At 28.8% G+C, this 10348-nt stretch carries 14 protein-coding genes; 6 read left to right on the forward strand and 8 right to left on the reverse strand.

Features of this window, described 5'->3' with window-relative positions; all coding sequences use genetic code 11:
- Positions 1-13: 13 nt before the first annotated feature.
- The gene (gene cmeU / locus AJ936_RS02615; protein WP_002870770.1) at positions 14-265 is read right to left on the reverse strand and encodes a CmeU family protein; all 252 of its coding nucleotides are present in this window, start codon (positions 263-265) and stop codon (positions 14-16) included.
- Positions 266-392: 127 nt separating this feature from the next.
- On the opposite strand from cmeU, the gene AJ936_RS02620 reads away from it, so the two are divergent.
- Complete coding sequence (locus tag AJ936_RS02620) at positions 393-1739, forward strand: coproporphyrinogen III oxidase family protein (RefSeq protein ID WP_070274031.1); 1347 nt, start codon at positions 393-395, stop codon at positions 1737-1739.
- On the opposite strand, the gene hemJ is transcribed toward AJ936_RS02620, so the two are convergent.
- From hemJ to AJ936_RS02640, 4 genes are all read right to left on the reverse strand, one after another.
- Positions 1736-2188 carry a protoporphyrinogen oxidase HemJ gene (gene hemJ, locus AJ936_RS02625; protein WP_002861126.1) on the reverse strand — a complete coding sequence of 151 codons (453 nt, stop codon included), beginning with the start codon at positions 2186-2188 and terminating at the stop codon, positions 1736-1738. The two genes, AJ936_RS02620 and hemJ, sit on opposite strands and share 4 nt — an antisense overlap.
- Positions 2172-2642: a signal peptidase II gene (gene lspA, locus AJ936_RS02630; protein WP_044793899.1), complete on the reverse strand. Its 471-nt coding sequence runs from the start codon at positions 2640-2642 to the stop codon at positions 2172-2174. Before lspA ends, hemJ begins: the two co-directional genes overlap by 17 nt.
- Entirely contained in the window at positions 2635-3972 is a 1338-nt protein-coding gene (glmM, locus tag AJ936_RS02635) for a phosphoglucosamine mutase (protein ID WP_070210138.1), read from the reverse strand. Before glmM ends, lspA begins: the two co-directional genes overlap by 8 nt.
- A gap of 93 nt (positions 3973-4065) precedes the next feature.
- Entirely contained in the window at positions 4066-5091 is a 1026-nt protein-coding gene (locus tag AJ936_RS02640; protein WP_053872645.1) for a cytochrome-c peroxidase, read from the reverse strand.
- A gap of 199 nt (positions 5092-5290) precedes the next feature.
- Here AJ936_RS02640 and plsY point away from each other — a divergent pair, with 199 nt between their 5' ends.
- The 5 genes from plsY (at position 5291) to AJ936_RS02665 (ending at position 8769) form a co-directional block, all read left to right on the forward strand.
- Positions 5291-5899, forward strand: a complete 609-nt coding sequence (gene plsY / locus AJ936_RS02645) for a glycerol-3-phosphate 1-O-acyltransferase PlsY (RefSeq protein ID WP_002861122.1) — start codon at positions 5291-5293, stop codon at positions 5897-5899.
- A complete protein-coding gene (locus tag AJ936_RS02650) occupies positions 5884-6201 on the forward strand; it encodes a dihydroneopterin aldolase (protein ID WP_002857609.1) in 318 nt (105 codons plus the stop codon). The genes plsY and AJ936_RS02650 overlap by 16 nt, the downstream gene beginning before the upstream one ends.
- A gap of 78 nt (positions 6202-6279) precedes the next feature.
- Entirely contained in the window at positions 6280-6951 is a 672-nt protein-coding gene (gene hsrA / locus AJ936_RS02655) for a homeostatic response regulator transcription factor HsrA (protein WP_053872665.1), read from the forward strand.
- A gap of 112 nt (positions 6952-7063) precedes the next feature.
- Positions 7064-7309: a YfhL family 4Fe-4S dicluster ferredoxin gene (locus AJ936_RS02660; RefSeq protein WP_002854647.1), complete on the forward strand. Its 246-nt coding sequence runs from the start codon at positions 7064-7066 to the stop codon at positions 7307-7309.
- A complete protein-coding gene (locus AJ936_RS02665; RefSeq protein ID WP_070210137.1) occupies positions 7309-8769 on the forward strand; it encodes a Ppx/GppA phosphatase family protein in 1461 nt (486 codons plus the stop codon). The genes AJ936_RS02660 and AJ936_RS02665 overlap by 1 nt, the downstream gene beginning before the upstream one ends.
- On the opposite strand, the gene AJ936_RS02670 is transcribed toward AJ936_RS02665, so the two are convergent.
- From AJ936_RS02670 to AJ936_RS02680, 3 genes are read right to left on the reverse strand one after another with little or no spacing between them, the layout of a single operon-like run.
- Positions 8766-9569, reverse strand: a complete 804-nt coding sequence (locus tag AJ936_RS02670) for a hypothetical protein (RefSeq protein WP_053872663.1) — start codon at positions 9567-9569, stop codon at positions 8766-8768. The genes AJ936_RS02665 and AJ936_RS02670 overlap by 4 nt on opposite strands.
- The gene (gene fliN / locus AJ936_RS02675) at positions 9570-9878 is read right to left on the reverse strand and encodes a flagellar motor switch protein FliN (protein ID WP_002824739.1); all 309 of its coding nucleotides are present in this window, start codon (positions 9876-9878) and stop codon (positions 9570-9572) included.
- Positions 9878-10300: a chemotaxis protein CheX gene (locus AJ936_RS02680; protein ID WP_044780438.1), complete on the reverse strand. Its 423-nt coding sequence runs from the start codon at positions 10298-10300 to the stop codon at positions 9878-9880. The genes fliN and AJ936_RS02680 overlap by 1 nt, the downstream gene beginning before the upstream one ends.
- Positions 10301-10348: the final 48 nt, after the last annotated feature.

A 10348-nucleotide genomic window follows, 5' to 3' on the forward strand; every position in this document is an offset into this window, starting at 1 on the left:
TTCTCTAAATAAATTAAAAATCTTTGTCTAAATCTGCATCTGTAATTTCATAAGCCTTGTAAATAGCAGGCAATAATTTTCTTATAGCATAATCAAAATGATAAAATTGCCTATATACCTCTTCTGGATTTAAATTTTTAGCATTCTTAAAATCAAATACTTCAGTATTATTGATTTTAGCAATATTTTCATCAAAATAAGAGTAAAACTTTGCTCTTTGTTTAAACAAAACATTTAAATTTTGAACAATTTTGGCTTTATCCATTTTATATCCTTTTTAAATAATTTAAAAACTTAATCCCATTTTTTATTTAAGAAATAAAAAATTTACTCCTATTTTAGCTAAAAATTGATAAAGTTATACCTTAAATATTTTAATATATAGGCCACTTATGAATTTATTTCAAAATTTAGCTTTAAAATACTCTCATACTATGATGGAAAAATCCCTCCAAAAAGGTTTCAATGTCGAACTTTTAAAACAACCCAAAGAAAAAATTCCAAAACAAGACAAAAGCTATATGCTTTATGCCCATGTACCTTTTTGCCATACTTTTTGTCCTTATTGTAGCTTTCATAAATATTATTATGATGAAAATTTAGCCAAAGTGTATTTTCAAAATCTTAGAGAAGAAATTAAAATCATGAAAGATAAAGGTTTTGATTTTAGCTCCATGTATGTGGGTGGTGGTACAACACTGATTAACGAAGAGGAATTATTAAAAACCTTAGAACTTTGTAAAAAGTTATTTAATATAAAAGAAATTTCATGCGAAAGCGATCCAAATCATATTGATCCAAATAAGCTTTCTATGTTTAAAGGTATAATTGATCGTTTAAGTTGTGGGATTCAAAGTTTTGATGATGAAACTTTAAAAAAAGTGGCAAGATATAATAAATTTGGTTCATCTAAAGAACTTCAAGAAAAAATTTCAAAAGCTTTAGGAATTTTACCTATTTTTAGTATAGATCTTATTTTCAATCTTCCAGGACAAAGCGAAAAACAACTTTTAAATGACTTAGAAATTGCTAAAAATTTAGCCCCGCAACAAATCACAACCTATCCTTTAATGAAATCAAATCTTACCAAAGATAATATCGCTAAAAGTTTAGGAGTAAGCATTAAAGATAATGAATTTACTTATTATCAAATCATATGTGAATTTTTTAAAGACTATACCCAAAACAATGGTTGGAGTTTTTCTTTAGAAAAAAACAAGCTTAATGACGAATATGTTAGTTCTCATCATGAATATCTAGGAGTGGGCAGCGGGGCTTTTAGCTTTTTAGATGGGGAGCTTTTAATCAATGCATTTAATCTAAATGATTATGCTAAATTTATACAAGAAAAACAAAATGCTAATATAGCCAAAGCTTGTTTTGATAAAAAAGAAATTATCAAATATGTCTTTTTAACTGAAATTTTTTCAGGAAAAATAGAAATTGATCAATTTAATAAAACCCTAAATTGCAACCTCGAAAAAGAACTTTTCATAGAACTTTTAGGGCTTAAAACAAGTGGTGCCATCATAAAAGATCAAAATGCTTTAATCGCAACTGAATTTGGTCAATATCTTTTTGTGATTTTAATGAAAGATTTTTACACAGGAATGGATCTTGTGCGTGCAGTATTTAGAGATGATAAGCGTCTTAAAAATAAAGATTATATCGATATCATGAAAGAAAATATTGATCCGCTTAACTCCGCTAGTATGGAATTTAAAGCGGAGACAAACTAAAAGGGGCGAACAACCATCATTAAAGCGATAATAATAAACATTATAGTTGGGAATTCATTATAAATTCTAAAATATTTCCCACTTTTAGCAGAAGTATCATTTGCTAAAGCTTTTAAACAATAATAATTATGTATATGGAAAATAATCAAAAGTGTAACACAGGTAAGTTTAACATGCATAAAACCCGAACCTACCATTAAAACTTCCTTATGAGCATGCAACATTAAACTTCCTGTGATTAAAGTCACAATCATTGCAGGAGTTTGTATATAAAAATAAAGTTTTCTTTCTTGAATTTTTACAATCTCGACAAAACCTTTATTGTCTTTATGTTCAGCATGATACACAAAAAGACGAGGTAAATAAAAAAGACCCGCCATCCAAGAAACAAATGCCAAATAATGCACCCATTTAATCCAAAAATAATAATCATTAATCCATTCTGTCATCTTTTTTCCTTTTTTTAAATATTTCTTGTACTAAAATCAAAGCTACACTTATATTTATCATGACATCTGCAACATTAAAAATAGCAAAATTAAACCATTTATGCCAAAAAAACATATCCACTACACCTCCATGTATAAAACGATCCAATAAATTTGAAACACCAGCACCAAGCATCATTCCAAAAGCTATATTATGAGTTTTTAAAAGTGTTTTTTGCCAAAAAAGATAAATAAAAAGCACGCCAATTAAAGCAAGATGTAAATATTTTAAATTATGCTCTAAAAAACTCAACATTGAAAAAGCTACGCCTGTATTTAGAGCATAAGTTAAATCTAAGTATTCACTCTGCCATCTAAGTCCTGCTAAAGTTAAGGATTTTACCCATTGATCAAGAGTAAAAACCAAAACAAAGGCACCCCAAAAATAAAAAATAAATTTAAAAGTTTTAGCCATTTAAAGCTTTCTTAAAAAACTCCACAACATTTTTCATTTCTTTTTCTAAGAGCTTAATATCTTTAGCTTCTAGCAAAAGTCTTATCAAATTTTCTGTTCCGGAATAGCGAAATAAGGTATTAATATTTTTATTTTCTAAATCTTTTTTTAATTCTTTTAAACCTTTAATTTTATCTAAATCTTTTTTTTCTGCAATTTTAAGATTGATTAAAAGCTGAGGATAAGGTTTGACTTGACCCAAAATAGAGCTTGCAGATTTTTTCTTAGAAAGCATTAAAGCGCTAAATTGCAAAGCAGCTATCAAACCATCTCCAGTTTTTGCATAATCGCTAAAAATAATATGTCCGCTTTGCTCTCCGCCAAAATTTCCACCATTAGCTTTTAATTTTTCAAGCACATATTTATCGCCCACATTACAAGTATCAAGTTCTATGCCATGTTTATTTAAAAACTCTTTTAAAGCACCATTACTCATTATAGTAGCCACAATACTTGATTGTAATTTACCTTGTTCTTTAAGATAAAGCGCTAAAACCCCTAATAAACTATCTCCATTAGCCACTTCTCCTTTTTCATCTACAACCACCAAACGATCTGCATCACCATCAAAAGCAAAGCCCACATCTGCACGCAAACGCTTTACCTCAGCAGCTAAATTTGCAGGATGTAAAGCTCCACAATTTTCATTGATATTAAGTCCATTAGGTTTATCGCTCATTACTATAACTTCAGCACCTAATTCCTTAAAAACAGTAGGTGCTACCTTATAAGCTGCCCCATGAGCCACATCTAAAACCACACGCAAAGACTTTAAAGTAAGATCTTTTGGAAAAGAATTTTTAATAGAAACAATATACCTTCCTATAACATCATCAATTCTTTTTGCTTGACCAATTTTTTCCATATCCACCTTAGAGGCTTGTATAAGCTTATCATCAAAATAAATTTCTTCTATTCTTTTCTCTATATCTTCACTGAGTTTATTTCCATGAGCATCAAAAAATTTAATACCATTATCATAATAAGGATTGTGAGAAGCTGAAATCATAATCCCTGCATCACAACGCATATCTTCAGTTAAGAATGCAATCGCAGGAGTTGGCATAGGACCAATTTGTATAACATTATATCCTATAGAAGTAAGCCCTGAAACAATAGCATTTTCTATCATATAGCCGCTTCTTCTTGTATCTTTTCCTACTAAGATATTATTAGTAATACTTTTATCTTTAAAATAAATACCCGCAGCCATTGCCAAACGCATAGCCAAAAAACTATCTAAAAATTCACCCGCTTTTCCACGAACTCCATCAGTTCCAAAAAGTTTCATTGCAAACCTTTCTAGCAAAATTTAAAGACAATTATAACAAAGCTAAGATAAAGAAATTTAAACAAGCTCTAAAAATAGAGCTTGCTTGGAACCTTATAGTTCAGGTTTAGGAGTTCTTTCGGTAGAAATAGGAAGTTGTGGATAAACAATTGCTGGTTTTGTTCCTGTTAAAGATTTTAAGAAAGTTTCAATACTTTTTGCTTCTTTATCAGAAATTTTAATGCCAAGTTGCACACTACCCATTTCCTTAATAGCATCTTTTAAATTCCAAATCGCACCATTATGAAAATATGGAGCAGTTTCAGCAACATTTCTTAAAGTTGGAGTTTTTACCATGCCATTTGCATCACCTTTAAAATCACCTAAATTTGCAAATTTATATTTACCAGCAACTTCAAACGCTTGCATATTGCCACCTAAATTCACACCATTATGACAAGCTACACAACCCTTGTCTATAAAAAGCTTTAAGCCTTTTTGTTCTTCTTTTGTTAAAGCTTTTTCATCGCCTTCTAAAAATTTATCAAAACGAGATGGAGTGATCAAAGTTCTTTCAAAATTTGCAATTGCATCAGCAATATTGTCAAAATTTACACCGCTTTTACCATAGATTTTTTTAAACTCACTCACATATTCAGGCAAAGATGAAATTTTTTCTACTGCAAGTTTAGCAGGAGTTGCCATTTCAGGATCAGCTTGGATTGGACCTTTAGCTTGATCGGCTAATGTTCCTGCACGACCATCCCAAAATTGAGTACTATTTAAAACTGCATTATAAACTGTTGGTGAATTTAAATGATGAGGATTTGCTGTCCATTTATGACCTATTGCAGTACTGATTCCATCTATTCCACCAAGTCCTACATTATGACAGGTATTACAAGAAATGATACCACTTTTTGAAAGGCGTGGTTCAAAATAAAGCTTTTTACCAAGCTCTGCTTTTTCAAGAGTAAATTCACTAGCCTTTACTCCATTTTGTTTTAAAATTTCATCAACGCCTTTTTGATCTTTTGGTAAGGCAACAAGACCTGAATTTTTAGCTTCATCTATAAGACTTGCAGCATTTAAGCTTGAAAAAGCAACTAAGGATGCGATTAGCAATGATTTTACTTTCATTTACAAACTCCTATTAAAGATAAATTAAAATAAAATAATAATCATTTAGAGCTTAAATAAAAATAAATATTATTGAAAAATATTTATAATTAATTAATACTATTTTTATCTTAAAAATTATTTTTTGTTTATTTATTTTCATAAGATATAATTTTTAGTTATAAATCTTAAAATTTTAAGATGATTTGAAAAGGATATTATGGAAAATTTAATAATTTACGCTTTTATATATCTTTTAGGTTCAATCCCTTTTGGGCTAATCCTAGCTAAATTTTTTGCTAAAACTGATATCAAAAAAGAAGGTTCAAAAAGTATAGGGGCAACCAATGTTTTAAGAGTAGTAAAAGAAAAAAATCCCAAACTAGCAAAAAAACTTGCCATTGCTACAATAATTTTAGATTTTGCAAAAGCAGCTATTCCTTTACTAATCTTGAAATTTCTTCATTATGATCAAGCTTTGCTTTGGAGCGTGGCAGTTTTGGCTATTTTTGGACACTGTTTTTCAATTTACTTGTTATTTGAAGGAGGGAAAGGCATAGCAACAGGAGCAGGTGCTATGATAGTTTTGCTTCCATTGGAAGTGCTTACAGCATTTATTGTGTGGGTAGTTATTGGAAAAATTTTCAAAATATCTTCGCTAGCTTCTTTAGCAGCGTTACTTGCTTTTGTTGCAAGTTCTTTTATATTTAATTATGACTTAGAAATTCATACACATGCACCCGTTTTCATTATCGCTTTTATTATAGTATATAAACATCTACCTAATATTAAAAGATTGATTTTTAAAGAAGAATGCAAAGTCATATAAAAATAAAATTTCACTTTAAGTGTATCATTGGTATATTAGATTTCGAAAGAAGGAAAAAACAAAAAATTATTATCAAGCTTAAAGCTAAAGCAAATGAATTTTTAAATTATGCAGAGGTAATTACCAAAATTAAAAAATGGTATAAAAAAGAAGAATTTTACACCCTTGAAGAGTCTTTAGACTTTGTAAGCTTAAATTTAAAAAAAGATTTTCCTAATTTAACCAATCTTAACATAAAAATTTTCAAACCCCATATAATAAAAAATGCTACAGTTGGGGTTAAATTGAAAAAAAAATATTAATTTTTTTTTAAAGATATCTAAACATTTACTTAAGCTATGATATAATTCTTTAAATTTTTCTTAATAAGGATAGAACAAATGAGAATTTTAGTTATAGAAGATGAGATTAGCCTAAATAAAACAATTATAGACAATCTTAATGAATTTGGTTATCAAACCGATTCTTCTGAAAATTTTAAAGATGGAGAATACTTTATCGGCATTAGACATTATGATTTAGTTTTAGCAAACTGGACTTTACCTGATGGAGATGGAGCAGAACTTGTTAATACCATCAAACATAAATCTCCAAGAACTTCAGTTATGATTATGTCTTCAAAAACAGACAAAGAAACAGAAATCAAAGCTTTGAAAGCTGGAGCTGATGATTTTGTTAGAAAACCTTTAGATTTTGATATTCTACTCGCAAGAATTGAAGCAAGACTAAGACTTGGCGGAACCAATGTTATTAAAATTGAAGACTTAGTTATTGATCCAGATGAGGAAAAAATTACTTATAAAGGTCAAGATATAGAACTTAAAGGAAAACCTTTTGAAGTTTTAACGCACTTAGCAAGACATTCGGATCAAATTGTATCCAAAGAACAACTTTTAGATGCCATCTGGGAAGAACCTGAGCTAGTAACTCCAAATGTTATCGAAGTAGCTATCAATCAAATTCGTCAAAAAATGGATAAACCATTAAATATATCTACCATAGAAACAGTTCGTCGTAGAGGATACCGTTTCTGCTTCCCTAAAAAATCTTAACAATTTTGCACCTTCGGTGCAAAAAATTTATCTTTATTTCTATTTTTATATTTTATTTAAGTTTGGTTATTGTATAAACTAAAATTATTTTTTAAATTTTTGAAAGGTTATGATGTCTCTTTTAATTACAAAAGACTGCGTATGTTGTGATGCTTGCAGAGAAGAATGTCCTGATGAAGCTATTTATGAAAATAGTCCAATTTATGTAATAGACCCTGATCTTTGTTCAGAGTGCGTTAATGATTTTTCAGAGCCTGCCTGTATTGTTGCTTGCCCATATGAATGTATCATTCCTGATCCTGATAATGTAGAAACTATAGAAGAATTAAAACTCAAACATAGAGATAGAGAATTTTAATGGCAAAAAAAACAGCCGTTGTTGATCTTGGCTCAAACTCCATTAGAATGGTGATTTTTGAAAAAACTTCTAGATATGGTTTTTATACAACTTGCGAATACAAACGCAAAGTAAGACTTGGAGAAAATGCTTATAATAATGGCAAAATTCTCCAAGAAGAAGCCATGCAAAGAGCTGAAGATGCTTTAGCTTTTTTCAAACAATGCGCTTTAAAGCATAAATGCAAAAAAATATTTATAGTAGGCACATCAGCCTTAAGAGATGCCCCAAATTCAAAAAATTTCATTAAGAGAATCAAAGATAATCTGTCTTTAAATATACGCTGTATAGATGGAAAAAGCGAAAGCTACTTAGGTGGTCTTGCGGCTTTAAATTTATTAAGTCCTTTTAAGGATGGAACCACTTTAGACATAGGTGGTGGTTCTAGTGAATTGTGTTTAATAAAAAATAATAGAATTATTTCTTGCATATCTCTTGATATTGGCACTGTTAGGCTAAAAGAATTATTCTATGATACTGGAAAAATGGATTCTTTAGAAGAATTTATAAAACCAATTTTAGAACAAATTCCTAAAGAATTTTGCAATCAAAACCTTATTGCAATAGGTGGAAGCTTAAGAGCAATATCTAATTCCATCATGCAAAAAAATTCCTATCCACTGAAAAATTTACATGATTTTCGCTATATGCTAGATGAAGAAAAAGGACATATTTTAAAAATTTTTAATTCAAACTTAGACTCTTTAATCAATTTTGGCATAAAAAAGGATCGTTTTGATACCATTAAAGAAGGTATATTTATTTTTTTAAAGATTGCGGAAAAAATAAAAGCCAAACAAGTTATCACGAGTGGAGTTGGAATCAGAGAAGGAGTTTATTTACAAGATTTGCTTCGTCCTAAAATCACATTTCCATCAAATTTCAATCCTAGTTTAAAATGTTTACAAGATAAATTTTTACAATCAAAACAAAAAAATAAAACTCCACATTTTGCTCTGCAAATTTTTACAGCCCTTAAAAATCTTCATAGACTTAACGATAACTACAAACATACTTTACTAAATGCTGCTAAATTATGCCATATTGGAGAATATTTAAATTTCTATTTTGCTAATGAACACTCTGCTCATTTTGTACTAGGTGGATTAAATTATGGATTTTCGCATAAAGAAAAAGCTTTAATTGCTAGCATTATTAAGCTTAATGGAAAAAAAGTTAATCCTTATAATCTTGAACCCTATAAACAACTTTTACCCAATATTCATACCATTTCATGGCTTAATTTTATTTTGTGCTTAGCTAAAACTTTAAGCACAAATGAAGATAAGATTGATTTTGCTTTTGCAAACAATACTCTTTATATATATCAAGAAAACAAAATTCTTAATTTACCCAAAGATGAGCTCAAAAAAATTGCAAAACCAGTTACCATAGCATTGGCAATCAATCAAAAAATTTAAGATTTTTTACCTTTTTGACGCTGCTCTATAAGATTTTGAATTCTTTTTTTATTCTCTTCAAAAAAAGAATCAAAATTTTTCTCTGTTTTTTCTGTATGTTTTATTGTTTGTTCCTCTGGAATTTCAACACTTTCTAAAAGCACATTGGAATTACCTATTATCATTGTATAACGTTTATTAGCATGATCAAAAACAACAAGTTGATTATTTTTATCTAAAAATCTTTGGAAAATCATAGTAAAATCTCTAGAAACATTGTTATTTTTATAAACCATAGTCTTTTTAAACCACCAAAGCACTATTAACAAAATAACTAAACTCAGCATTACCAAGATATAATTTGTATAATCATACCCTTCTAAACTTGTACTTTTTGGTTTAGGCATTAATTCTTGAGAATTATTCGCAGTAGTTGTAGGTGATACTATAGATTCGATATTTGCTTTCCCTTGCTCTATAGCTCGTATTCTTACTCCAAATTTATCATTGATAGAGCTAAGTTCTAAATTAATATTTTGTTTATTTTGTAGCATAATATAGGTATTATTATTTTTAGAACTAATACTAATTTTATCTACAAGTTGAGAGTTAAGTTCTTTTAATTCATCTTTAGAATACGTTAAATCACTAAAAGTTAAAAGAGTTAAATTTTTTTCTTTTTTTTGAGAAATCTTGCCATTATAAGCATTATCAAAAGAAAGCATTAAATCTACTCGGTCATTTCTATCGTAGATATTATAACTAATCAACTCAACACTATATAAAGGTAAAATTAAAAAAAATAATACTAGCAATCTCATTTAAATTTCTTTTTTAAAGTATTGAAGCACAGTCTTAGAATCCAAAATTTCATTAATTCTTATAGCGAGATTTTTTTCATAAACCATAACCTCGCCTTTGCCAAAAATTCTTTTATTGATATAAAGCTCAACGCTTTCTCCAGCAGGCTTTTCAAGATCAATAACCGAACCTACTTCAAGTTTTAAAAGCTCCGCTACACTCATATTTGTAGTTCCAAGCTCGCTTACAAAATCTACTGTAATATCTAAGATATCTTCATAAGATTGTAAAAGCCCATGATGAATGTTAAACTCTATATCATCGCTCATTATTTGCAATATCCTATTCTAAAATAACAATTTTCAAATTTATAAGTTAAAGCTTCATCTAGAACTATTTCAGAAAAATCAACTTTTCCTAAATATTCCGGAATTCCGAGTTTATACTCGTCATCACCCTTGGCATCATTTAACAAATTTTTAGCATAACCTATAATCTGATTGGCACATTCTTTAGTTAAATCGCACCAGTCATCTTCTTTAAATTTTTCATCATTAATTAAAATTTCTGCAATTTTTTTTAAAAATTCTTTTGGAAAAAATAAATAAAAATTACTTTCTCCTTCGCTTTTGCCCATGATAGAAATACTCGCTCCATAAAGTTCACCGCTTATATCTTGAGCTGCTTCAATGCGAAGTCTTAAGATATGCTCGCAAAAATGAGTGATGGAATACTCAAGAATCTTTAACATAGCTACCACCTTTATAAAAAACTTAATTTAAAATTATAGTAAATATAA

Origin of the sequence: Campylobacter sp. BCW_6877 (assembly GCF_001762445.1) — a bacterium.
GTDB classification, from domain to species: domain Bacteria; phylum Campylobacterota; class Campylobacteria; order Campylobacterales; family Campylobacteraceae; genus Campylobacter_D; species Campylobacter_D jejuni.

What these genes read in the sequence shown, in the direction of transcription:
- fliN (WP_002824739.1), bottom strand. Translation starts at nt 9,878, where the DNA reads ATGAGCGATGATATAGAGTTTAACATTCATCATGGGCTTTTACAATCT.
- AJ936_RS02665 (WP_070210137.1), top strand. Translation starts at nt 7,309, where the DNA reads ATGGCAAAAAAAACAGCCGTTGTTGATCTTGGCTCAAACTCCATTAGA.
- plsY (WP_002861122.1), top strand. Translation starts at nt 5,291, where the DNA reads ATGGAAAATTTAATAATTTACGCTTTTATATATCTTTTAGGTTCAATC.
- hemJ (WP_002861126.1), bottom strand. Translation starts at nt 2,188, where the DNA reads ATGACAGAATGGATTAATGATTATTATTTTTGGATTAAATGGGTGCAT.
- hsrA (WP_053872665.1), top strand. Translation starts at nt 6,280, where the DNA reads ATGAGAATTTTAGTTATAGAAGATGAGATTAGCCTAAATAAAACAATT.
- AJ936_RS02650 (WP_002857609.1), top strand. Translation starts at nt 5,884, where the DNA reads ATGCAAAGTCATATAAAAATAAAATTTCACTTTAAGTGTATCATTGGT.
- AJ936_RS02670 (WP_053872663.1), bottom strand. Translation starts at nt 9,569, where the DNA reads ATGAGATTGCTAGTATTATTTTTTTTAATTTTACCTTTATATAGTGTT.
- glmM (WP_070210138.1), bottom strand. Translation starts at nt 3,972, where the DNA reads ATGAAACTTTTTGGAACTGATGGAGTTCGTGGAAAAGCGGGTGAATTT.
- lspA (WP_044793899.1), bottom strand. Translation starts at nt 2,642, where the DNA reads ATGGCTAAAACTTTTAAATTTATTTTTTATTTTTGGGGTGCCTTTGTT.
- cmeU (WP_002870770.1), bottom strand. Translation starts at nt 265, where the DNA reads ATGGATAAAGCCAAAATTGTTCAAAATTTAAATGTTTTGTTTAAACAA.
- AJ936_RS02680 (WP_044780438.1), bottom strand. Translation starts at nt 10,300, where the DNA reads ATGTTAAAGATTCTTGAGTATTCCATCACTCATTTTTGCGAGCATATC.
- AJ936_RS02660 (WP_002854647.1), top strand. Translation starts at nt 7,064, where the DNA reads ATGTCTCTTTTAATTACAAAAGACTGCGTATGTTGTGATGCTTGCAGA.
- AJ936_RS02620 (WP_070274031.1), top strand. Translation starts at nt 393, where the DNA reads ATGAATTTATTTCAAAATTTAGCTTTAAAATACTCTCATACTATGATG.
- AJ936_RS02640 (WP_053872645.1), bottom strand. Translation starts at nt 5,091, where the DNA reads ATGAAAGTAAAATCATTGCTAATCGCATCCTTAGTTGCTTTTTCAAGC.